The 24,137-nt window shown below is 35.7% G+C and carries 25 protein-coding genes; 19 read left to right on the top strand and 6 right to left on the bottom strand.

Going from position 1 to position 24,137, the window contains the following annotated elements; all coding sequences use genetic code 11:
• The first annotated feature begins 303 nt into the window (after positions 1-303).
• Genes FC88_RS09735 through FC88_RS09725 form a run of 3 tightly spaced genes read left to right on the top strand, consistent with a single transcriptional unit; the run spans position 304 to position 2,451 of the window.
• Entirely contained in the window at positions 304-1,158 is an 855-nt protein-coding gene (locus FC88_RS09735; RefSeq protein WP_057815110.1) for a MetQ/NlpA family ABC transporter substrate-binding protein, read from the top strand.
• 21 nt (positions 1,159-1,179) lie between these two features.
• A complete protein-coding gene (locus FC88_RS09730) occupies positions 1,180-1,653 on the top strand; it encodes an S-ribosylhomocysteine lyase (RefSeq protein WP_057815108.1) in 474 nt (157 codons plus the stop codon).
• 21 nt (positions 1,654-1,674) lie between these two features.
• Positions 1,675-2,451, top strand: a complete 777-nt coding sequence (locus FC88_RS09725) for an SDR family NAD(P)-dependent oxidoreductase (RefSeq protein ID WP_057815107.1) — start codon at positions 1,675-1,677, stop codon at positions 2,449-2,451.
• 49 nt (positions 2,452-2,500) lie between these two features.
• Here FC88_RS09725 and FC88_RS09720 read toward each other — a convergent pair whose 3' ends face one another.
• Positions 2,501-3,007: a type 1 glutamine amidotransferase domain-containing protein gene (locus FC88_RS09720; protein WP_057815105.1), complete on the bottom strand. Its 507-nt coding sequence runs from the start codon at positions 3,005-3,007 to the stop codon at positions 2,501-2,503.
• 147 nt (positions 3,008-3,154) lie between these two features.
• Between FC88_RS09720 and FC88_RS09715 the strand changes: the two genes are divergently transcribed.
• On the top strand, positions 3,155-4,297 hold the full coding sequence (locus FC88_RS09715; protein WP_057815103.1) for a trans-sulfuration enzyme family protein: 1,143 nt from the start codon (positions 3,155-3,157) through the stop codon (positions 4,295-4,297).
• Positions 4,298-4,334: 37 nt separating this feature from the next.
• On the opposite strand, the gene FC88_RS09710 is transcribed toward FC88_RS09715, so the two are convergent.
• Both FC88_RS09710 and rpmB read right to left on the bottom strand, forming a co-directional pair.
• Entirely contained in the window at positions 4,335-5,132 is a 798-nt protein-coding gene (locus FC88_RS09710) for a hypothetical protein (protein ID WP_057815101.1), read from the bottom strand.
• 87 nt (positions 5,133-5,219) lie between these two features.
• Entirely contained in the window at positions 5,220-5,405 is a 186-nt protein-coding gene (gene rpmB, locus FC88_RS09705; protein WP_057815099.1) for a 50S ribosomal protein L28, read from the bottom strand.
• A 195-nt stretch (positions 5,406-5,600) separates the two neighbouring features.
• Between rpmB and FC88_RS09700 the strand changes: the two genes are divergently transcribed.
• The 14 genes from FC88_RS09700 (at position 5,601) to rplS (ending at position 20,868) form a co-directional block, all read left to right on the top strand.
• Complete coding sequence (locus tag FC88_RS09700) at positions 5,601-5,969, top strand: Asp23/Gls24 family envelope stress response protein (protein ID WP_057815097.1); 369 nt, start codon at positions 5,601-5,603, stop codon at positions 5,967-5,969.
• Positions 5,970-6,033: 64 nt separating this feature from the next.
• The gene (locus tag FC88_RS09695) at positions 6,034-7,674 is read left to right on the top strand and encodes a DAK2 domain-containing protein (protein WP_057815161.1); all 1,641 of its coding nucleotides are present in this window, start codon (positions 6,034-6,036) and stop codon (positions 7,672-7,674) included.
• A 74-nt stretch (positions 7,675-7,748) separates the two neighbouring features.
• On the top strand, positions 7,749-9,782 hold the full coding sequence (gene recG / locus FC88_RS09690) for an ATP-dependent DNA helicase RecG (RefSeq protein ID WP_057815095.1): 2,034 nt from the start codon (positions 7,749-7,751) through the stop codon (positions 9,780-9,782).
• A gap of 12 nt (positions 9,783-9,794) precedes the next feature.
• Complete coding sequence (gene plsX, locus FC88_RS09685; RefSeq protein ID WP_057815093.1) at positions 9,795-10,799, top strand: phosphate acyltransferase PlsX; 1,005 nt, start codon at positions 9,795-9,797, stop codon at positions 10,797-10,799.
• Between the two features lie 11 nt (positions 10,800-10,810).
• Positions 10,811-11,053, top strand: a complete 243-nt coding sequence (gene acpP, locus FC88_RS09680; RefSeq protein ID WP_057815091.1) for an acyl carrier protein — start codon at positions 10,811-10,813, stop codon at positions 11,051-11,053.
• A 272-nt stretch (positions 11,054-11,325) separates the two neighbouring features.
• The gene (gene rnc, locus FC88_RS09675; RefSeq protein WP_057815090.1) at positions 11,326-12,015 is read left to right on the top strand and encodes a ribonuclease III; all 690 of its coding nucleotides are present in this window, start codon (positions 11,326-11,328) and stop codon (positions 12,013-12,015) included.
• Positions 12,016-12,025: 10 nt separating this feature from the next.
• Positions 12,026-15,571, top strand: coding sequence for a chromosome segregation protein SMC (gene smc / locus FC88_RS09670; RefSeq protein ID WP_057815087.1), 3,546 nt, complete (start codon positions 12,026-12,028; stop codon positions 15,569-15,571).
• A 9-nt stretch (positions 15,572-15,580) separates the two neighbouring features.
• Positions 15,581-16,960 (top strand): signal recognition particle-docking protein FtsY, encoded by a 1,380-nt coding sequence (gene ftsY, locus FC88_RS09665; RefSeq protein WP_057815085.1) that lies wholly within the window; start codon positions 15,581-15,583, stop codon positions 16,958-16,960.
• Entirely contained in the window at positions 16,960-17,301 is a 342-nt protein-coding gene (gene ylxM / locus FC88_RS09660; RefSeq protein ID WP_057815084.1) for a YlxM family DNA-binding protein, read from the top strand. Before ftsY ends, ylxM begins: the two co-directional genes overlap by 1 nt.
• A 9-nt stretch (positions 17,302-17,310) precedes the next feature.
• Positions 17,311-18,747: a signal recognition particle protein gene (gene ffh, locus FC88_RS09655; RefSeq protein ID WP_057815082.1), complete on the top strand. Its 1,437-nt coding sequence runs from the start codon at positions 17,311-17,313 to the stop codon at positions 18,745-18,747.
• 89 nt (positions 18,748-18,836) lie between these two features.
• Entirely contained in the window at positions 18,837-19,109 is a 273-nt protein-coding gene (gene rpsP, locus FC88_RS09650; RefSeq protein WP_010019451.1) for a 30S ribosomal protein S16, read from the top strand.
• A 57-nt stretch (positions 19,110-19,166) separates the two neighbouring features.
• Complete coding sequence (gene rimM / locus FC88_RS09645) at positions 19,167-19,673, top strand: ribosome maturation factor RimM (protein WP_057815080.1); 507 nt, start codon at positions 19,167-19,169, stop codon at positions 19,671-19,673.
• Positions 19,673-20,401, top strand: coding sequence for a tRNA (guanosine(37)-N1)-methyltransferase TrmD (gene trmD, locus FC88_RS09640; RefSeq protein WP_057815078.1), 729 nt, complete (start codon positions 19,673-19,675; stop codon positions 20,399-20,401). Before rimM ends, trmD begins: the two co-directional genes overlap by 1 nt.
• A gap of 113 nt (positions 20,402-20,514) precedes the next feature.
• Positions 20,515-20,868: a 50S ribosomal protein L19 gene (gene rplS, locus FC88_RS09635; RefSeq protein WP_057815076.1), complete on the top strand. Its 354-nt coding sequence runs from the start codon at positions 20,515-20,517 to the stop codon at positions 20,866-20,868.
• Between the two features lie 58 nt (positions 20,869-20,926).
• On the opposite strand, the gene FC88_RS09630 is transcribed toward rplS, so the two are convergent.
• The gene (locus FC88_RS09630) at positions 20,927-21,796 is read right to left on the bottom strand and encodes a MurR/RpiR family transcriptional regulator (RefSeq protein ID WP_057815074.1); all 870 of its coding nucleotides are present in this window, start codon (positions 21,794-21,796) and stop codon (positions 20,927-20,929) included.
• 127 nt (positions 21,797-21,923) lie between these two features.
• Between FC88_RS09630 and FC88_RS09625 the strand changes: the two genes are divergently transcribed.
• Positions 21,924-22,907 (top strand): Gfo/Idh/MocA family protein, encoded by a 984-nt coding sequence (locus FC88_RS09625; RefSeq protein ID WP_057815072.1) that lies wholly within the window; start codon positions 21,924-21,926, stop codon positions 22,905-22,907.
• Between the two features lie 33 nt (positions 22,908-22,940).
• Here the strand turns inward: FC88_RS09625 and FC88_RS09620 are convergent, their stop codons facing one another.
• Together FC88_RS09620 and FC88_RS09615 are read right to left on the bottom strand one after the other, a co-directional pair.
• Positions 22,941-23,495, bottom strand: coding sequence for a hypothetical protein (locus tag FC88_RS09620; RefSeq protein WP_057815071.1), 555 nt, complete (start codon positions 23,493-23,495; stop codon positions 22,941-22,943).
• A gap of 19 nt (positions 23,496-23,514) precedes the next feature.
• On the bottom strand, positions 23,515-24,132 hold the full coding sequence (locus FC88_RS09615; protein ID WP_057815069.1) for a histidine phosphatase family protein: 618 nt from the start codon (positions 24,130-24,132) through the stop codon (positions 23,515-23,517).
• Positions 24,133-24,137: the final 5 nt, after the last annotated feature.

The raw sequence follows: 24,137 nt of genomic DNA, 5'->3' as shown, positions 1-24,137 counted from the left end.
ATCACGGGAAATCGTCCCTACAATTCAGATTTAGGTCTGTTTTGTAGGGGCGATTTTTTTTACTGTTTCTTTGCAGCTATGCTGCTTAGAAACAGTTATGGGGCCCGTATTCCTTAACTTACGGCTATACCACTTAGAGGGAATTTTAATTTTCCCACAATATTGGGGCAGCTCAGTCCCCATATTCAATATTAGAATTTGATATTAATTATTTAATCGATCGAGGAGGCATTTTTATGAAAAGTCTATGGCTTAAACCAACATAAAAATTAGAGGATTTTTAAAAAAGAGGAGGAGAAGGAAATGAGAAAAGGGAAAAGTTTAATTGTTACGGTACTTTTAGCACTGTCGGTTATTTTATTAGTCGGCTGTGGAAATCAATCTAAAGCAGCAGATGACGACACTATCGTTATTGGTTCACAGGGGTCTGATTTAGACATTTGGGAACACATTGCCAAAAGTCCCCAAGCTAAGAAGTTAGGCTTGAATATCAAAACTAAGGAAATCACTGATGGGGCACAACTTAATTCCGCCACAAGTCAAGGTCAAGTCGATGTCAATGCTTTCCAATCATGGTCTTATTACAAGGCTTATAACAAACAAAATCCTAAAGGAAAATTAGCTGCTTTAGGAACAACTTATTTGGAACCTTTAGGAATTTATTCAAAGAAGTACAAGAGTGTTGAAGATATTCCTGATGGAACAACAATTGCCATCGCCAACAATCCTGCTAATACATCACGAGGTTTGTTGTTATTACAAGAGGCTGGATTGATCACTTTGAAAAAAGATTTTGGAGCTTTAGATAATACCAAAGACATCACTGAAAATCCCAAGAATCTTAAATTCAAAGAAATCGATGATACTACCGGTCCAAGAGTTTTAAATGATGTACCAGTAGTTCTCATTTCTAATACCGTTGCTTTGGAAAGTGGACTTCATGTTTTGACTGATTCTATCTACCACGAAAAAATCGACCAAAGTACCAAAGAAAACGTCAATATCCTAGCAACTGCTGATAAGAACAAAAATAATGCTAACTACAAAAAACTAGTTAAGCTCTACCACAACAAGAAAATTCAAGAATATATCAAGAAAAAGTATTACGGAACTAAGATCGAAGTTAATAAACCATTAACATATTTGGAAAATAAATAAAATTTTAAGGAGATAATTATTATGGCTAAAGTTGAAAGTTTTACATTGGATCACACAAAAGTAAAGGCACCTTACGTTCGTTTGATCACTGAAGAACACGGAGCAAAGGGTGATGCAATTTCAAATTATGATTTGCGTCTAGTACAACCTAATGAAAATGCTATTCCTACTGCAGGTTTACATACAATTGAACATTTGCTAGCTGGACTTTTGAGAGATAGATTGGACGGCGTAATTGATTGTTCACCATTCGGCTGTCGTACAGGTTTTCATTTGATTACTTGGGGCGAGCACTCAACTACTGAAGTAGCAGAAGCTTTGAAAGGCGCTTTGACAGATATCGCTGAAAACATCGAATGGAAAGATGTTCAAGGAACTGACAAATACAGTTGTGGTAACTATCGTGATCACTCGTTGTTCTCAGCTAAGGAATGGTCAAAGAAGATTCTTGCAGAAGGAATTTCTAACGACCCTTACGAACGTCACGTAATCTAAATTAATAAAGAAGGTTAATTTATGAGTCTATTTACATCTTTAGAGAAAAAAATTGTCCTCGTCACTGGTGGTTTTCAAGGTATCGGACGTGAAGTGGTGACGACCTTTCAAAATGAAAAAGCCACGGTCATTGTAGCTGATTTATCATATCAAAATAACAATTTAAAACGGCTAAATGATTTTGAATATCAAATTCATCTCGATGTCAGCGATGAAACTAGCGTCGAAAATCTAGCAGCTCAACTAAAAACTCAAAATCTTACTCCCAACATTTTAGTCAATGTCGCGGGAATTTCGACGATGGATTATTTGATCGACAGTCAGACGAGTGATTTTGATAAGACTTTAGCAGTCAATACGCGTGGAACTTACTTAGTCAGCAAATACATTGTTAAGTTGATGGTTGCCGCCAAACGTCCCGGAAAAGTGGTTTTGATAGCTTCTCAGGCTGGAAAAAATGGTTATCGTGCTATGTCAGCGTATGTTGCTTCTAAGCATGCTGTACTTGGCTTGACGAAGACTTTAGCAATTGAAGTAGCCAAAGACCAAATCAATGTCAATGCGGTTTGTCCTGGTATTATTGAGACCTCAATGAAGCATCGTGAAAGAAAAGATGGTGCCAAGATTAGAGGCTTAACAGCTGATGATATCGAAAAAGAGGATAACAGCCAAGTGCCACTGGGACGGACAGGAACTCCAAAAGATGTTGCCAATGTAGTGTTGTTCTTAGCTAGTCCATTGTCTGATTATATGACGGGACAAGGTATCAACGTTACTGGTGGAATGACGATGAATTAAAAAAATAAGCTAGCCAATTTTAAGTAACTGGCTAGCTTATTTTAGATAATTATTGTAATTCATTAACGATGGCTTTGTTAAAGGCGTCCAAGTCATCAGGATTACGACTAGTAATCAAGTGACGATCGATAACAACAGGTTCATCTTTAACGATACCGCCTGCGTAGTAAAGGTCAGTTTGAACAGTCTTGTATGAAGTTAAAGTTCTATCCTTAACTAAACCTGTTTGCATCAAAAGTTGTGGACCGTGGCAGATTGAAAAGATAGCTTTATCATTAAGCATAAATTTCTTAGCAAGTTCAACGAATCTTTCATCAGCGCGAAGATTGTCAGGTGAAAAACCACCAGGAATTAATAAAGCGTCATAGTTATCGGCGTTGATGTCATCGATTCCCTTATCAGTAGTAAATTCTGTGCCATGTTTACCAACTAATTTTTCGTTAGCTTTAGTTCCAACTAGGGTTACCTCGTTACCTGCGTCAGTCAAAGCTTTTTTAGGGGATGTGTACTCGATATCCTCAACATCATTAGCCATTACGGCAATAATTTTACTCATAAATTTGTTTCCTCCTCATTAATATAGTAATAGTTTACTCGTAGGGGGTAGGGATAAGTCAAATGATTTCCATTATGAATATTTTTATTGTTTAATAACGATTCTTGTGAGATAACAGAGTAGTTTAAGAATCAGGGGAGGACCGATATGCCAAGTTTTAATACAAAATTGGTTCATGGTGAACCACAAAATGATAACAACACTGGAGCAGTCAACGTTCCGGTATACAATTCTTCAACTTATATTTATCCATCAGTTGATACTAAGGTAAAATACGATTATGCACGTTCAGGCAATCCAACGAGAAATTATTTGGAAGAACAAGTAGCCCAACTAGAAAATGGTTGTCGTGGCTTTGCTTTTTCTTCTGGTTCAGCAGCAATTCATGCTGTGTTGGCAATTTTTAAACCAGGTGATCATTTGATTATCGGTAAAGAAATCTATGGTGGAACTTTTAGAATTATCAATGAATTCTTTAAACGTTGGCAAATTGGGTTTACTGCCGTTGACACTCAAAACTTAGATGAAATTAGACAAGCAATTAAGTCCAATACTAAAGCAATTTATTTTGAAAGCTTTACTAATCCTTTGTTGCACGTAACGAGTGTTGCTGGCGTAAGTAAAGTAGCTAAAGCAAATAATCTTTTGACGATCGTTGATAATACATTCCTATCACCATATTTACAGCGTCCACTAGATTTGGGTGCCGATATTGTGGTTCATTCAGCCACGAAGTATCTCAGCGGTCACTCAGATGTAATTGCTGGTATCGCCATAGCTAAGGACAAAGACATTGCTGATAAGATCTATTTCAATCAAAATGCCATTGGGTCAACTTTGTCTCCTGAAGATTCCAATTTAGTCCGTCGTGGGATTCAAACACTATCAGTAAGAATGGGTCGTCATTTGAGTAATGCTCAAAGAATTGTCGAATTTTTACAAACTCGTCCAGAGATTGCTAAAATATATTATCCTGGAATTGCCGGCAGTAAGGACCATGAAATAGCTGTCAAAGAGGCTGATGGTTTTGGTGGAATTGTTTCCTTTGAATTGGCCGACGGATTAGATTCAACTAAATTCGTTGAAGGAACTAACTTGATTCAGTTGGCGGTCAGTTTAGGGGCCGTTGAAAGTTTGATTGAGTTGCCTTATAAGATGACTCATGCTGAACTTTCACCCAAAGAGCAACTAAAAGCCGGCATCACGCATCAATTAGTTAGATTGTCAGTCGGTATTGAAGATGTGAACGATTTAATTGATGATTTGGCACAGAGTTTAGACAGATTATAAAAAATCTCGATAGAATGTAATTACATTTTATCGAGATTTATTTTTTTAGATCTTTGCCGTCAACGCTGATTTTTGCAAGATCATCAAACTTAAAATCGATTTGATTTGTTTCAGGTTGAAAATCACGAACATTAAATTGACTGTCTAAAATTCTCACTTGTGGTTTATCGTTTACGAAAATAAGATCATTGCCACTGATTTGAGATTTAGTCTTAACAGCTAAGTCATTTTTATAGTCGGTAATTGTTGAATCAATCGTCAAATTTTTAAAGAAAGCTTTTGAACCTTGACGTAATTCAAATTTATGCAAAATAGTGCAATCTTTTAAATAAACGGTTGAATTCTTTTGGAACAATAGTTGAAATTCAGTATTATCAGCAAATAATTGACTATTTTCGAGAGATAGGCCAATGGCTTTAACTTTTTTGCCGGTTAAAATTTTGGAGTCTTTAAATGAAAAATAAGCGTTTTGTCCGTAAATCGTATCCCAATAATCACTCGTTTGTCGGTCGATGATAATATTTTGTCCATAAACTCTAGCTCCATCGTAAGCTGACATGGTATTTTCATCGTTAGCAGGATAGATGATACTTAGATTTTTAAAGATCAAGGTATTTTTTGCACCAACGGTAAAACTGCAGTACAGTTTAATATCTTCTTTGTTAGAAGTTTTACCAATGAATGAAATGTCACGTCTGATGGTACAAATAAAGGGATTATTTCTGGAAAAATAAGTTCCAGGCAGCAATTCAATGACGTCGCCATCTTGGGCATTGACAATAGCTTGCATCAATTCTTCATCATTATTTTTTCGAGTGCCAATGGTAATTTTCATAAAATCCCTCCTTTAATTGATTATTATAGGATAAAATAAAAGAGACCAACAACAGATGTTAGTCTCTTTTAAATTATTAAGTGATAATTATACACGAGTAACTTTTCCTGATTTCAATGCTCTAGCTGAAACCCATACACGTTTTGGCTTACCATCAACCATGATACGAACTTTTTGCAAATTTGGCTTCCAAGCACGTTTTGATTGGTTAAGAGCGTGTGAACGTTTGTTACCGAACACTGTTTTACGGCCTGTAATAATATCTTTTGCCATGGGACCGACCTCCTTTGGCTACATGTTTTTCTTTAAAATATCACCTGACTAATTTACCATATATAAATGGTTAAAGCAATAGAGTAATTACGGAATAATCCACTTTTATCTAGTTAATTCTTTAATTAGAATTGTGGCTATGATAGAATTTTATTGTTTATGATAGATTTGGTCCATGAATAGGAGGATCCAGAGATGGCAGTTACAATTAAAACAAAACATGGTGAAATTGAAGTTTCAACAAATACTGTTGCAACAATTGTCGGCGGTGCTGCTTCTGATATCTACGGTATCGTAGGTATGGCCAGCAAGAACCAACTACGTGACGGGATGAATACGATTTTGAACCGTGAGGACTTTTCTAGAGGTGTAGTTATTCATCAAGAAGATGGTAAACTGGCCGTTGATGTCTACATAATCGTTGGATATGGTATTAAAATATCTGAAGTAGCAAAGAATCTAAAAGAAAAAGTAAAATATAACCTAGAAACAATGCTTGGAACGCCAGCTGGCACTGTTAACGTTTATGTTCAAGGAATTAAAGTTCTGGACGATATCGAATAGGTAAAGCTGGTTGGAGGGGAAACTTTTGAGCAAAGAACTAATTACAAAAAAAGAATTTTCAGATATGGTGCGTGTTGCATCGCACAGACTTGAAAAGAATGCTAAGTTTGTAAACTCACTTAATGTCTTTCCGGTTCCTGATGGCGATACCGGAACCAATATGAGCTTAACTATACAAAGCGGTTTTAAGGCCGTAAATGAATCAGAGAGTAATCACGTAGGGACACTTGGAAAAGCTCTTGCAAAAGGACTTTTGATGGGTGCTCGTGGAAACTCAGGTGTTATTACATCACAAATTTTCCGTGGTTTTTCAAAGAGTATCGAAGATAAAGAAGCTTTGACAGCTATGGATTTGGCCAAAGCTTTTGATGATGGTGTAAAGACAGCTTACAAAGCCGTTATGAAACCTGTTGAAGGAACAATTTTGACAGTCGCAAGATTCGGTGCTGAGTCAGCTATGGAAAAAGTCAAGACGACTAATGATACAGTAGAAATTTTAAAAGCTGTTGTAGCCGGAGCCAAAGTAGGACTAGAAAAGACACCATCGCTATTGCCAGTTTTAAAAGAAGTTGGCGTAGTTGATTCCGGTGGTCAAGGATTGGTCTTTATTTATGAAGGCTTTTTAGAAGGTTTAAGTGGCATTGCCAGTGACGAAGAAGAATATGTCCCTGATGAAAGAGACATGGCTGAAATGGTCAATGCTAACCACCATCAATCTGTTCAAGGTCAATTCAATACTGATGAGATCAAAAATGGTTATTGTACAGAAATGATGGTTGAATTAGGCAAAAATCCAACTTCTGATGAAAAATTTGAAAATGATAAATTGCGTAGTTATTTAGATAAAATCGGTGACTCTTTAATTGTCGTTTCTGATGACGAAGTTGTTAAAGTCCACGTTCACACTAACTATCCTTACAAAGTTTGGGCAGCTGGTAGAAAATACGGTTCACTTTCAAAAATCAAGATTGACAATATGCGTTTGCAACATGAAACAATCGTTGATGACGATGAACCAATGACACCAGAAACACAGCCACAAGCAGCGATTGACTATGCAGTTATTGCTGTTTCATCTGGTGACGGCTTAACAGAACTCTTCAAGAGTTTAGGTGTGACTCACGTGATCAGTGGTGGTCAAACAATGAATCCATCCACTAATGATATTGTCGATGCTATTAATAAATCAAATGCTAAACGTGCCTTAGTACTGCCAAATAACGGTAATATTATTATGGCTGCTAAACAAGCAGTTGACTTGGTTGATATTCCAGTTGCAATCGTTGGTTCTAAGACTATCTCTCAAGGAATGACAGCTATGCTTTCTTTCAATCCTGATGCAGAACTTTCAGAAAATGAAGCAAACATGGAAGATTCATTGGATACAGTTAAGAGTGGTCAAATTACTCAAGCAATTCGTGACACTGAAATTGATGGCCTTAAGATCACTAAGGGTCATTACATGGGAATTGTCGATGGCAAGATTTTAGTTGACGATGAAGATATCATTTCTGGCACTGAAAAAATGCTTGATAAGATGATTGATGAAGATAGTGAAGTAATCACTATTTTGATTGGTGAAGATGGTAACCAAGATGATGCTCAAAAGATTGCTGATTACTTAGATGATAAGTATGATGACTTAGAGACAGAAATTCACCAAGGTGATCAACCAGTTTATCCTTATTTAATTTCGGTTGAATAACTTTTTAAAGGAGGCGATGATGAAACGTTTGTTTTGTCATGCCTTTTTTGATTTCACAAGAAAGGGGAATGTAAATGGATTTAAGGAAAGTATCGCTAGCACAATTGCCCAGTGTTGGGCCAAAACGATTAGAAGCATTGCAGTCGTTAGGAATCAACAATGTTTATGACTTGCTATTTTATTTCCCTTTTCGCTATGAAGATATGCAAGCTAAATCCTTAGATGACGCAATCGATCAAGAGAAAATTCTTGTTAAAGGGGTAGTTGCTAGTGAACCAGTCGTATCGCGTTTTGGTTATAAGAAAACTCGGTTAAATGTTCGCTTGATGACCGAAAATGAATCGATCATGGTAACTTTTTTCAATCAGCCATGGTTAAAGGACAAATTTGAAACGGGAAATGATATTGCTGTTTATGGCAAATGGAATGCCAATCGACGCTCATTGATGGGAATGAAAGTAATTGGTGTTAATGACAATTCAGTTGATTCAGTCTATTCAGTCAATAAGAACATCCATCAAAAAACGCTGATAAATTTAATCAAAGTTGCTTTTGAAAAATATCATGACCAAATCGATACTGTTGTTCCAAGTTACCTACGTTTGAAATACAAATTGTTGAATGATGAAGAAATCGTCTCGGGAATTCATTTTCCAAAAGATGAAGAACAAAGTGAAGAGGCGCGAAGAAGTGCCAAATTTCGGGAGTTTTTCTTGTTTCAATGTGGACTACAAAGTATTAAGCAAAATGATAAAAATAAAAATATTGGTATCATTGAAAAGTACGATCAAAAATTCTTAGATGATTTTATCAAGAGTTTGCCATTTAAATTGACTGATGCTCAAAATCGAGTTGTTCAAGAAATTTTGCAAGATATGGCTTCTGATCATCATATGAATCGCTTGTTGCAGGGGGATGTTGGTTCCGGTAAGACAATCGTCTCAGTAATTGCTATGTTGGCTTCAGTAACAGCAGGATATCAGGCTGCAATCATGGCACCAACCGAAATCTTAGCTCAGCAACATTTTGATAAAATCAGTAAGTTATTAGCACCCTTGAAAATAAGGACTGCTTTATTGACTGGTTCTTTGACAAAAAAAGAACATGATTTTATTGCTGGTGATATTTTAAATGGTAAGACTAATATTGTCGTTGGAACTCACGCTTTGATACAAGACAGCGTTGAATTTAAGGATTTAGGTTTTATCGTGATCGATGAACAACATCGTTTCGGCGTTAATCAAAGAAAAGCTCTGCGTCAAAAAGGTAATAATCCTGATGTCTTAGCAATGACCGCTACTCCAATTCCAAGAACTCTAGCAATTACGACTTATGGAGATATGGATGTTTCGAGAATTGATCAATTGCCAGCTGGTCGTAAAAAAATTGAGACTTATTGGATCCGTAGTCAAAAAATTGAGCAGATGTATCGGTTTGTGGCAAAAGAACTGCAGACAGGTTCACAAGTTTACGTTGTTACACCATTGATTTCTGAATCAGAAACGATGGATTTGAAAAATGCTGAATTGATTTTTGATAAATTTACAGAACTATTTGGCAAGAAATATAAAATTGGTCTGTTGCATGGGCAGATGCCTAATGACCAAAAAGAAACTGTTATGAATGATTTCAGTGATAAAAAAATTGATGTTTTAGTTTCGACAACTGTAATAGAAGTCGGAGTCGATGTTCCCAATGCTTCGGTGATGGTAATCTATGACGCTAATCGTTTTGGCTTATCACAGTTACATCAGTTGCGTGGTCGTGTGGGCCGTGGCGATAAGCAATCTTATTGTATTTTGATTGCTGACCCTAAAAATGAATCGGCAGCGGAACGGATGAAGATTTTAACTTCAACTAATGATGGCTTTGTCCTAGCTGAAGAAGATTTAAAAATGCGTGGTGCGGGCGACTTATTAGGAAATCGCCAATCAGGTTTACCAGAATTTAAAATTGGTAATCCAATCAATGACATCAATATTTTGGAAGTGGCTCAAGAAGAAGCTAGTCGTTTGTTCAACGATGAGAAATTGTTCAATAGTCCAGAGACTAAAAATTTAAAGTCATTTATTAATGAAGAGTATGATCAATTAAATAATTTTGATTAGTGAGGAAAAAATATGAAAATAGCTGTTGATGCTATGGGTGGCGACAATGCACCTAAAGTAATTGTTGAGGGAATCGAAAAAGCTCGTGATGAATGGAAAGATCTAGAATTCGTTCTTTATGGTAAAGAATCAGAAATAAAAAAATATTTGCAAAATGATGAAAGAATCAAAATCGTCCACACTGACGAAGAAATCTTAGGTACAGATGAACCAGTTAGAGCCATTAGAACTAAGAAAAATGCTTCAATGGTTTTAGCTGCTAAATCAGTCAAAGATGGTGAAAATGATGCCTTGTTCTCATTAGGTAATACCGGTGCTTTGTTGGCTAGTGGTATCTTTATCGTTGGCCGTATCAAACAAGTGTCACGTCCTGCTTTGATGCCAACGTTACCAGTTACTAATTCAACTAATGGGGTTAATATGTTAGACGTTGGTGCAAACGCTGAGGCTAAAGCTAGTTATTTACAACAATGGGCCATTATGGGTTCAATTTATGCACATGACGTTAAAAAAATCGACCAACCAAGAATTGCACTTCTAAACAATGGGACAGAATATGACAAAGGTGATACTTTGCACAAAGAAGCTTATCAACTTTTAAAAGAAACCGAAGGCATTAACTTTATCGGAAACGTAGAATCTGGCGATATCTTAGCTGGTGTGGCAGATGTTATTGTAACTGACGGATTCACTGGTAATGCTGCTTTGAAGGCGACTGAAGGAACAGCAACTATACTCTTGAAACAATTAAAAGATGCCTTGCTAAATAATGGTTTCTTTACTAAAATGGGTGCAGCTATCGTTAGTCCATCACTAAAGGGCATGCGTAAGATGTTTGATACTTCCCAGGCTGGTGGAGCGGTATTGTTAGGTTTGAAATCTCCAGTGATCAAGGCTCATGGTGCAGCTGACAGTAAGACAGTCTATTATACTGTTAAACAAATTTATGATATGTTAACTAACGATACAATTAACAAAGCTAATAAGTATTTCGAAAAAATGAACGCCGAAAAATAGGGAGAGTTTTTATGACAGAACAAGCTGTATTTGACAAAATTAAAGCATTGATTGCTGACAAGTTTGAAGTCGATGCATCAACAATTACTAAAGAAACATCATTTACTAATGATTTGGATGCAGATTCTATCGACCTTGTGGAATTTGTACTTGAACTCGAGGATGAGTTTGGTTCAGAAATTCCTGATGATGATGCTGAAAAAATTACAACTGTTGGTGAAGCAGTTAGCTATATTTCTTCACATCAAGGATAAGATTTTTATTTGAATTTTGGTTAAGGATGCCGTCGTCCGCAAAAGCTCTGTGATTGGCTGGAACGCTGCCGACACGACTTGAAACCAATACATGGTGCAAGGGCTCCAAGTCGTGCGCACATTCTCCAGCGTTTTCCAGGGCAGAACGGACGACGGCAATTTTAATCAATACAATAACGAAATTTAAGGCCAAGTGGTCTTATTTTTTTATCCAGTTAATTATTTAATAGAAAAGTTTAGTATAATTAATATTATTGGAAAGGGGACACGTTATGTTAGATCCAAAATTTTTAGAATTTTTAGATAAAAAGTATGGAATCAAGTTTAACAATAAGAAATTAGTTCAAAGAGCTATGACACATTCCTCATTTGACAACGAGCATAAAGAACTCGGTATTGGGGATTATGAACGTTTAGAGTTTTTAGGAGATGCGGTTTTGGAAATCAATATCTCTCGCTACCTCTTTGAAAAATACCCAGAATTACCAGAAGGTAAACTAACCCGTTTAAGATCTGATATCGTCAGAACAGATAGTTTTGCTCGCTTCGCTAAGGAAATCCAAATCGATAAGTACTTATTGATTGGTAAAGGTGAAGAAAAACAAGGTGCTCGTCAAAGACATACTTTACTTGAGGATATTTTTGAAGCCTTCAACGGTGCTTTGTATTTGGATCAAGGCAATGAAGTTGTCGATGACTTTTTGAAAAAAGTAGTTTATCCACACATTGATTCAGGAGAATTTTCTGAAGATACTGATTTCAAGACACACCTTCAAGAAAAATTGCAACAATCAGGGGAAGTTGAAATTGATTACAAGGTAATTGATGAAGAAGGTCCTGATCATGATAAGAAATTTAAAGTTGAACTAATTGCTAACGGTAAGATTTTGTCCAAGGGACTTGGATACAGCAAGAAACATGCTGAACAAATGGCAGCCAAAAGAGCATTAGATGAATTATAGGAGTTAAGTTATGCCATTAAAATCATTAACGATCAATGGGTTTAAATCATTTGCTGATAAAACGAAGATTGATTTCACAAGCGGAATCACTGGTATCGTTGGACCCAACGGGAGTGGAAAATCAAATATTACTGAAGCCATTCGTTGGGTAATGGGTGAACAGTCAGCAAAGAGTTTACGTGGAGACAAAATGGTCGATGTGATTTTTGCTGGAAGTGCGACTCGTCCCCAAATGAATCGTGCAGAAGTGATTTTAGATTTTGATAATCGTAATAAAGAGTTAAAAACGACTCAAGATGAAGTCATAATTTGTCGTCGTCTTTTTAGAAATGGCGATACCGAATTTTTGATCAACAATAAAGCTTGTCGTTTACGTGATATTACTGAATTGTTCATGGATTCTGGGATGGGTAAACAATCATTTTCAATTATTTCCCAAGGTCGAGTTGAAGCAATTTTCAACAGCAAGCCGGTGGAAAGACGTAGCATCATTGAAGAATCGGCTGGGGTTTCTTTATTTAAGCAAAAAAAGCAACAAGCTGAGAATAAATTATCCGATACGACTGATAATTTGCATCGTGTTTCTGATATCGTTTCAGAATTATCAAAACAAGTTGAGCCATTAAAAAAACAAGCTAGTATTGCTCGTGATTATAAAGAACAGAAAAGCAAGTATGATGATATTTATCAAAAAATCTTAACGATTGAAATTAGAGATTTATCAAATCAAAAACATCAAATCGACAAAGAATTACGAGAAGTCAAGACTAGCTTGCAAAATATTTCTCAACAAGTAACACAAGCCAATCAACAAGTTGAAGATAATAACCAAGCTGTTAGAACTTTAACAAATCAACTGGATGAAAAACAAGCTAAATTAGTTGAGGTAACGAAGACTTTAGAAATTTACAATAGTAAAATTGCCGTCGCTGATGAAAGAACTGGTTTTAATTCAACGACAAAGTTGACTTTGACAAATCAATTGAAGTCAGTCGAAGAACAAAAAGTAAAAAACGATGCCAAGTTAGTCGAATCAAATAAAAAATTAGCCCAATGTCTAGAAAAAATCACTGATTTTGAAAAGAAACTAAAAGACTTGCAACAATTGAAACAAAAGACACCAGCTGATATTAAGGATAATATTGCCCAATTAAGAACTGATTACGTCAATCTTCTCCAAGATCAAGTAACAAACAATAATGAACAAAAATTTTCACAAAGACAACTAGAACGAATCAATGCGGGAATTTCGGAACAAAATTCTCAACTTAGAGAAGTAACGACTAATTTAGAGAATTATAAAGAAGATCATCAAAAAATTGATGCTGAAATCAAAAAATTAATTAATGATAATCAGGCACTTTTGACACGTAACCAAGAGCTTGAAAAATCGATTCAAGAGATTACTGAAACAGGTAAAAACGAAAATAATAATTATCTGAAGATTTTAGAAAACCTTCAAGAAATTAAAGCTCGTAAAAAAGTTCTCGAAAATATGGAACAAGAACACGCTGGTTTCTTCGAAGGTGCTAAGAATGTTTTAAATAATAAAGCACGTCTTGCTGGAATCGTTGGTGCTGTTGCAGAACTCATTTCTGTGCCGCAAGATTATCAATTGGCTATTCAAACTGTTGTCAGCAATCAATTGCAATCGATCGTAACTGAAGATGAAGTGGCTGCTAAACATGCCATTGCTTACTTACGTCAAAATCGTGGCGGTCGTGCGACTTTCTTGCCGCTTAACATTATCCAAGCTCGTAATGTCAACACTAATGATTTGAACAAAGCTAAAAGGGTCACAGGTTTTGTTGGGGTCGCTAGTGAGTTAGTGACCTATGATGGAAAAGTTGAGAATATTGTTAAGAATATTTTGGGTAATTTATTAGTTGCCAAAAGTATCGATGATGCAACAAGTATTTCAGCAGCAGTTAGTCGAAAATATCGAGTAGTAACTTTAGATGGGAACGTCGTTAATGCCGGTGGTTCTTTAACTGGTGGGCAACAACGTCGTGTTAATTCAAGCATTTTGAGTCGAAAAGATGAGTTAGCAGATTTAACTAAGCAACTTTCTAAACAAGAATTATTGATGGATCAAAAACAAGCACTAGTTCAAGATTTAAGAAATCAATTGGTGCAATTCAATGCTGAAAAGAAACGTATTGATGCCAAACTGGCTAATTTCAACCAATCTAAGAGTAAATTTGAAAATGAAATTTCCACTTCTCAAAGTGAAGAAAAGCATTTTAGTGAACGTCTAGATGTTATTAAATACAATTTGAGCAAGAATCAAGAAGAGCAAGCACAAATCAATCAAGATTTAGCTACGCAAAAAGCTACAGCAGAGAAGATTCAAAAAGAAATTACCGCTACTCAACAAGAAATCGATCAAAAACAAAAATTGTTGACTGACTTTGATACGCAACTCAATAAGATCAATCATCAAGAACAAGAACTACAAACTAAATTAGCAGTTATCAAGAATAATCATGCTAATGAGTCTGATCAAAATAGCTACTTGAAGGAATCAATTTCTCAAGCAACTGATCAGATTTCTGAATTACAAGGTAAGTTAAACGACCTAGATTCAGAAAAGAATCAGTTAGATTTAAGTAATACTGAAGTTAAAAATCGTATCAAAGAATGTCAAACTGAAATTAAAGATTTGCAAGATGTTGTAGCTCAGTTAAAAGCTGAACGTGAGAAGCAACAAGCTTTGTCTACCGAGTTAAATTCCAAGGCACAACGTAATTTTGATTTGCAAAAAGCTGCAGCTGATCAACAAGAATCTTTGGCAATTCAAAATACTAAGTTGTCCAATCAAATCGACAGTCGTTTGGATACTTTGTCACAAGACTATCAACTGACTTATGAAGCATCGTTGCAAGAATTAAAACAAGGTGATTATGATCCAGAAACTTTGAAAAAAGAAGCTCGATTGCTCAAGATGGGAATTGAAGAATTAGGAACTGTCAATTTGTCGGCTATTGATGATTATGACAAAGTCAAAGATCGTTATGAATTCCTGACGCAACAACAAAATGACCTCTTACAAGCTAGAAGTCAGTTGTTAGATACAATGTCAGAAATGGATAAAGAAGTAACGACAAGATTCAAGAAGACTTTTGATGAAGTATCGTTAGCCTTTGAAGAAATTTTCCCCCAAATGTTTGCCGGTGGTCGTGCTAAACTAGTCTTAACTGAGCCGGATAACTTATTAGGGTCAGGGATTGAAATCATTGCTCAACCACCAGGGAAAAAATTCCAACGTTTAAGTTTACTATCTGGTGGAGAAAAAGCTTTGACAGCAATTACTTTGCTCTTTGCAATTATTAAGGCCAAACCAGTTCCATTTTGTATCTTGGATGAGGTTGAAGCGTCACTTGATGATGCTAACGTCTATCGTTTTGCAAATTATTTAAATCAATATGATGACAATACTGAATTCATCGTCATTACTCACCGTAAAGGTACTATGATGAATGTTAACCGTTTATATGGAGTAACTATGGAAGAATCCGGTGTTTCCAGAATGTTATCAGTAAAAGTTAAAGAATAGGAGAAAATTATGGGATTATTTGATCGAATTAAAAAAGCCTTTACCGGTAAAGATGATTCTGAAGAAAAAGAACCAGAAAAAAAAGCTTCAGAACAAGCCCCTGAATCTGACCAAAAGTCAACACCAGAACCAGCTTCTCCTGAAGAGAAAGAGGAATCTGCAACAGAGGCTCAACCACAAGAAAATGCTGAAACCAAACCAGCAAAAGAAGAGAAAACTAAGCAGCCGATTGAACCCAATACTGAAGAAGCAAATCCGGAACCAGAATCAAAATCAAAGCTTGATCAAACTTCTGAAGAATCAATAAAAGAAGAAAAAACTGTTGAACCTCAAGAAGAAGCCTTTGAAGCAGACAAAAAAACTGAAGCTGAGACTGAACAACCGGTTGCTCAAGAATCTGAAGAAACTAAAGAGCCTGAAGAATCTGAAGAACCAAAAGATGATGTCAAAGAATACGATGAAGGGTTAAAGAAGAGTCGTAATTCTTTTAGTTCTAAACTAAATCATTTTTTGGCTAACTTTAGAAGTGTCGATGAAGATTTCTTTGATGATTTGGAAGAATTATTGATTGAATCCGATGTTGGCTATGAAACAGCAATGCGCATCTCTGATGAATTGCGTGAAGAAGTTAAGTTGGAAAATGCTAAGAAAAAATCCGATGTTTCTAACGTTATCGTGCGTAAATTAGTTGATATGTATGGTGAAGAAGGTAAGAACGAAGATAATAACTTGAAGTTTAGTACCGATAAGACACCTACTATCTTCTTGTTCGTTGGTGTTAACGGTGCAGGAAAGACTACAACTATCGGAAAATTAGCTCATCGTTATCAATCAGAAGGTAAGAAAGTCTTATTGGCTGCTGGGGATACATTTAGAGCTGGAGCAATCGAGCAATTACAAGAATGGGGTAAACGTGTAAATGTTCCTGTTCAAGCAAGTAAAGCTCATACTGACCCAGCTTCAGTCGTTTACGATGCCGTTCAACGTGCAATCAATGAGGATTTTGACATCTTGTTAGTCGATACAGCTGGACGATTACAAAATAAAGAAGGTTTGATGCGTGAACTAGAAAAAATCAAACGTGTCATCACTCGTGAACTACCAGAAGCACCACAAGAAGTTTTGTTAGTGCTTGATGGATCAACGGGACAAAATGCATTAAGTCAAGCTAAGCAATTCAATGAAACGACTGAGGTTTCTGGTATTGTGTTGACTAAATTGGATGGAAGTTCCCAAGGTGGGGTCGTCTTGGCAATCAGAAATGAATTACATATTCCAGTTAAATTAGTTGGTCTTGGAGAACAAATGGATGACTTACGTGACTTTGACCCAGAGAAATTTATTTATGGACTTTTCAAAGATTTAATCGTTGGGACATCCAATAAGTAATGGATATCGATGAAACGACCCGTATCAATTTGTTGTATAATTTTTATCATTCATTGTTAACAAAGAAACAAAGTCGCTATATGGATCTTTATTATGTAGAAGATTTTTCACTCAGTGAGATTTCTGAGCAATTAGATGTTTCAAGACAAGCAGTCCTAGATAATTTGCATCGTTCTGTTAATTTGTTAGAATCGTTTGAAAAAGAGCTGGGATTGGTGGAGAAAACTCAAGAAATTGATGATATTTCAAAAAATCTCAGTCAATTGGTTCAGACTAAATATGCTGATGATAAGGAATTGTCAGCATTAGTACAAAGAATTTCAAAAATAAATGAAATGTAGGAGTAGAGTATGGCTTTTGAAGGATTAAGCGAACGTTTACAAAAAGTTTTTTCTTCCTTAAAGGGAAAAGGTAAGCTTTCTGATGAAGATGTTCGTAAAGTAATGCGTGAAGTTCGAATGGCCTTATTGGAAGCCGACGTTAATTTTGACGTTGTCAAGACTTTCGTTAAAACTGTTCGTGAACGTGCTTTGGGCGCAGAAGTAATGGAAAGTTTGACTCCTTCGCAACAAGTTATTAAGATTGTTGATGAAGAGTTAACTAAATTGATGGGACAAGAAGCAGTTCCATTGAATAAAGCACCACACATTCCGACAATCATTATGATGGTTGGTCTCCAAGGTGCTGGTAAAACTACCACAGCTGGTAAATTAGCTAATCGTTTGAAGACAAATAACAAGGCTCGTCCATTGTTCATTGCCGGAGACGTTTATCGTCCTGCTGCCATCGAACAATTGAAGACTATTGGTCAACAATTAGACGTTCCCGTTTATGATGAGGGAACTGACAATGACCCAGTTGAAATCGTTAAAAATGGTTTAGCTGTCGCCAAGGAAAATAAAAATGATTATGTAATTATTGATACGGCTGGACGTTTGGAAATCGATGAACAATTGATGGAAGAACTTCAAAAAATCAAAGATTTAGCACATCCGAATGAAATTTTGTTCGTTGCCGATTCAATGACTGGTCAAGTAGCTGCCAAAGTTGCACACGGTTTTGACGAACAACTAGATATTACTGGTGTCGTTTTGACGAAGTTGGATGGTGATACCCGTGGTGGTGCTGCACTTTCAATTCGTTCTGTTACTGGTAAGCCAATCAAGTTCATTGGACAAGGTGAAAAACTCGATCAATTAGATGTTTTCCATCCTGACCGTATGGCCAATAGAATCCTTGGTATGGGTGACATGTTGACCTTGATTGAAAAGGCTCAAACTGATTACGATGAAAAGCAAGCTAAAGAAGTTGCTGAAAAGATTCGTGAAAACAGTTTTGATTTCAATGACTTTATCGACCAAATGGATCAAATTCAAAAGATGGGTCCTTTGGATGAATTGATGAAGATGATTCCAGGAATGGCTAATAATCCTGCCTTAGCTAATATTAATATTGGCGAGAAAGATATTGCTCATTTGAAAGCTATCGTTTATTCTATGACACCTAAAGAACGTGAAGATCCAGATCTTTTGAATCCTTCACGTCGTCGTAGAATTGCGGCTGGTTCTGGTCAGAGTGTCCAAAATGTTAATCGGATGATCAAACAATTCAAGCAGTCTCGTGACATGATGAATAAGATGAGTAAAGGTAACATGGCTGGAATGGAACAATTGATGGGCAATGGCGTCCAGGGTCGTCTAGGTAAGATGGCTATGAAATCAATGGTTCGTCGTAATAAGAAGAAAAAGAAGAAGCGTTTAAAGAAAATCAAACGTTTCAAGTCATAAAAAAATAAGTGCTGTAAAGTTTTTTTCTTTACAGCACTTATTTTTTTGTGTATACTAACGAAGTTAAGTATTTAGGAGGAAACAAACATATGTCAGTTAAAATCAGAATGAAACGTATGGGTAGTAAGTTAAGACCATTTTACAGATTGGTAGTTGCAGATTCACGTTCACCACGTGATGGTCGCTTTATCGAACAAGTTGGTTACTACAACCCAATTTCACAACCAGAAGAAATCAAGTTGGATGATGACAAGATCGTTGAATGGTTAAACAAAGGTGCACAACCTTCAGATACTGTTCGTCACTTGTTGAAACAACACGGAATTATGCAAAAGTTCCATGAAAGCAAATTTACAAAATAGTAATTTTTAATGGGACCAGACAATCGTCGTGGTTCCATTTTTATTCACGGAGGAAAAATGACTGAAAAATTATATCGTGTTGGTACTATCGTAAATACTCATGGTATTAAAGGCGAATTGCGAGTAATTCCTATTACTGATTTTCCTGAAGACCGTTTTAAGTCAGGTGCAAAATTGTTCTTAAAAGATAAGACGGAATTTGTCGTTGAATCATCACGTCCCCATAAGAATTTTGTCTTAGTGAAATTAAAAGGCTATGACAACATTAATGACGTAGAGAAATTCGTTAAATCCGAGTTGTTTGCTAATGGTGAAGAAGTTAGTGACCTAGAAGATGGCGAATTTTTATACAGTCAAATTATCGGTTTGAACGTGGTCGACAAAAATTTAGGTGAAGTTGGCAAAATCACTGAAATCATGGAATTAGGGTCTAACGATGTTTGGGTCGTCAAAGGTCCAAAATATAAAGAAATCCTATTACCTTATATTGACGATGTAATTAAAAAAGTTGATCTCGAAAATAAAGAAATCAAAGTTGAAATACCGGATGGGTTGATAGATTAATGGATATTACAATTTTAAGTATTTTTCCAAGAATGTTTCAGGCACTAAATGAGTCATTGATTGGAAAAGCTCAAGAAAAAGGACTTGCAAATATTGATGTTGTTGATTTTCGTGACTTTACTACTAATAAGCAAAACCACGTTGACGATGCACCATATGGTGGAGGAGCCGGGATGCTGCTGCAAGCTCAACCAATTTATGATGCCATGGATTATGTTGAGAAAGAGAAACCAGGTAAAAAGAGGATCATCTTATTAGATCCAGCTGGTAAAACTTTCAATACAAAAATGGCGAAGGATTTTGCTAAAGAAAATCAATTAGTGTTTATTTGTGGACATTACGAAGGCTTTGATGAACGTGTCAAAGATTTGGTGACTGATGAAGTGTCGATTGGTGATTATATTTTGACGGGTGGCGAATTGCCAACTATGAGCATGATTGATGCAACATTGCGATTTGTGCCGGGTGTATTGGGAAATTCATTTTCAGCTGAAGAAGAATCCTTCTCAAACAATTTGTTGGAATACCCTCAATATTCACGTCCAGCCGATTTCCGTGGTAAAAAGGTTCCTGACGTATTAACCAGTGGGGACCATGAAAAAATTCGTCTCTGGCGTTTAGAACAAGCTTTGAAGAAAACTTTAGAGCGTCGCCCTGATTTGTTGGAGCATGCTTCGTTGACTGATGAAGAAAAAAAGCTTTTACAAAAAATTCGCCAAAATAACTAGTTTACAATTAAGTTCAAATAAAGTATCATATTAAGAGTGTTTGAACGCACATATTAACGATATTCCGCTGTATGTCCGAGATATATAAGAGTGTCGGTAGGGAGAAATTATTTATGAATAAATTAATTCAAGATATTACTAAAGAACAATTACGTTCTGATATTCCTGACTTCCGTAGTGGTGACACTATTCGTGTACATGCTAAGGTTGTTGAAGGTTCACGTGAACGTATCCAATTATTCGAAGGTGTCGTAATCAAGAGACATGGTTCAGGAATCAGTGCAACATACACTGTTCGTAAGATGAGTAATGGTGTTGGTGTTGAAAGAACATTCCCATTGAACACACCTCGTGTTGAACAAATCGAAGTTATCAGACATGGTCGTGTACGTCGTAGCAAGCTTTACTACCTACGTGCTCGTACAGGTAAGGCTGCTCGTATTAAAGAACGTCGTCGTGACATCTAATTTAATGCAAACAGTGAAGTAAAACTTCTAAAAAAATAAACCAACCTTTATGGATGGTTTATTTTTTTTGCTCTGAAAATCTAGAATCGGAAAATAATTTTTCGGATGCCAAGCGATGTCGTTGGTTATTATCGTAATCAGCTACAAATAATCCCGAATACAAGGTGTTTAAAATGTAATCGATGGCAACACTTGAAGCAAAAGGTGAGATTTTATCGGTCGAGCTTTCCGAGTTATTTATTGGGATGACTAGATCACTGAGTTGAGCAATTTTAGAATGTTTGTCAGCAGTAATCGCAATGATACAACAACCGTTGAGTCGTAAGATTTTTGTCATTTGATAAGTAGTTTTGGTTCGACCGCTGTAAGAAATTACAAGAGCACAGTCATCTTTTTGGAAATTATCTGCTAGAAAGTTACTTTCTTCAACTAAGGTTGGCAACTGCGCGTGAAAATTTATTTTCATTAACTTGTTTTGAAAACTTAAAGCAGAAATATAAGTATCACCATATGCAAAAATACCGAAATTTTTAGCTTTTGAAATTAAACGAATGGCTTTCTCTAGTGTGGAATTATCCAAAAGTTCACTCGTTTGCTTGATTGATGTTTCCATGACGTTAGCGATTTTTTGGGCAATTTCTTTATTAGAGTCATCTTCTGTAAAGGGAAAATCGGGATCAACGGTTGATATATCGTCGTAATGTTTTTGCAATTCAGCTGATAATTTGATTTTGAAATCTTTAAAACCTTTCAATCCAATTTTTCGGCATAATCTGACAATTGTAGAAGTCGAACTGAAGGTATTAATAGCCAGCTTTTGAATCGATAAATTTAAAACATCTTCTTTATTTTTTAAAATGTAATTGGCTAAGTCTTTTTCGGAACCGTTGAAATTATCTCGAGTCTTTAATTGGTTAATAATAGTCATAATGTTTCACCTAATTTGTTTTTAGTATAAAAATAATTGGAACATTTTTACCGTTTTGTATATATTACGTTATTACTTAATAAGTCGTGGTTCAATGGAATTGATAAAAGATTTGGAGGCATTGAAAATGAAATTAGCGATTATTGGTTCAGGAAATATCGTACATGACTTTTTGACGATTACTAAGGATCTAAAAGAAACACAATTGACGGCAATTATCGGTACGAATAGAAGCATTGATGTTTTGCAACAATTGCAGAATGAATATCATATTGGACAAGTCTTTACTGATTTTGGCGAAGCATTACAAAAGAGTGATTTTGATACCGTCTACGTAGCAGTTCCTAATTTCTTACATTATCAATTTGCAAAAAAAGCTTTGGAAAATGGAAAAAATGTTATCTCAGAAAAACCCTTTACTGTTAAGTTTCAAGAATTTGAAGATTTGAAAAAGATCGCTCTAGAGAAGCATTTAATCTTACTAGAAGCAATTACGACCCAATATTTGCAAAACTTTCTCGATTTAAAGAAGAAATTACCTGAATTAGGCGATTTGAAGATTATTGAGAGTAATTATTCACAATATTCATCTCGATATGATGCTTTTAAAGCCGGAGAAATTCTACCCGCATTTGATCCTAAAAAAGGTGGTGGAGCCTTGATGGACCTCAATATTTATAATATTCACTTTATTGTCGGTTTGTTAGGGCGTCCAAAACAAGTTAGTTATTTACCAAATATCGAACGCAATATTGATACTTCTGGAATTTTAACTTTGGATTATGGATCAGTTAAAGCGGTAGCCATCGGTGCTAAGGATTCAGTTATCCCATTTAGAAGTAGTGTCATTCAAGGCAATCGTGGTTCAATTGTAGTCAACGGTCCAGCCAATGAAATGAAATCATTTGATATTTATGATAATGATAAGGAATTGGTAGAAAAAATCGATCACAACGTTTATCCACATCGGATGTACCAAGAATTCGTTGAATTTGAAAGGATCATTAGAACCCATGACTTACAAGCAGTTAGCAAACATTTGCAACACAGTGAAGATGTCATGTGGGTTGTGAAAAAAGCTTTAGAATCAGCTAATTTGAAATTAGACTAAAAAGATCCGTTATCAATTAAGATAGCGGATTTTTTAGATACTTTTTTTGACCATTCGTTCAATTCCATAATTGGAAAGGGTGTATAAGGAATCGAATAAAGCCTGTCCTAAAGCAGAATTACGTTTTATTTTACTGTTGTTATTATTTGGGATGTTTTTTAAAAGTGAATTGAGTTTTTCAAGATCACGATCAGAATAAAAGTGACTCTTTTTAAGATGATGAGTCAAGGCAACTAAAAAAGAATACTTAGGGTTGATTTTTTTCAATTGTTTTAATTTTTTGATTGCTGATTTATTCAAGCCATTTGGATAGATGATCTCGGAATATCGTTCACACAAATTAGCATAGACATCGCCAAAATGTAAGATCCAGACAATAAAATCATCAGAATTAATATATTGTAAAGTTAAATTAACTTCCGAGTAATCGTTAACTCTTTCTAGAATCTTATTTTCGATCAGCCAATCCATGAAGCCATAAAAGTACTCTTCGATATCACTGTTTCTAACGCTTGCTAAACCACTTAAACCATTAAAATTGGTAATCTTTTGCTTGATAATTTCATTTTCTAATTGTTGAATTGTCACATTTTTTCATCTCGAAATTTTAATTAAAGATTTGATTATAATACTCTAAATAAAACTCTCTATCACTAATGCCTGTTATTTTAGTCACGCTAGTGTTTCTTGGTTCTGGTAGGCTCATTGGATCTTGAGGTTTTAAAACATCCAAGGCACCGGCTTTGATAGTGAAGCCATGAGTAACACAAATAATTTTGTCGTTAGGATACTTGTTAGTGGCATCAATCATGAATTCGTGGACACGATTGATCACGTCATCAAAAGTTTCACCATCTTGAGCGTATTTGACGTACATTGGTAAGACGTCGTCCCAATAATCATTATAAGCATCTGGGTACTTTTTTCTCAAGTCAGCGTTCTTTTGGCCGTCCCATTGTCCATATGAAATCTCTAATAATCGTTTATCAAAACTAATTGGTAATTGAGCTGTTTGATTGAGAATTTCAGTAGTTTGTTTGGTGCGATTTAAAGGACTGGAGATGATTCTATCTGCGAAACTAATATCAAAGTGATTACGTAAATTTGTAGCTTGCTTTTGACCATTATCATTGAGATAGGTGATTTCTGAATTAATCGTGCCTTGTTTCATTTTTAGGACGTTAGCTTTCGTTTGTCCGTGGCGAATAAAATAAAATTGAGTCATGCGAC

It is taken from the genome of Companilactobacillus futsaii JCM 17355 (assembly GCF_001435505.1).
GTDB classification, from domain to species: Bacteria; Bacillota; Bacilli; order Lactobacillales; family Lactobacillaceae; genus Companilactobacillus; species Companilactobacillus futsaii.
The sequence above is the reverse complement of the archived record's forward strand: the minus strand, read 5'-3'. Positions and strand labels throughout refer to the sequence as shown.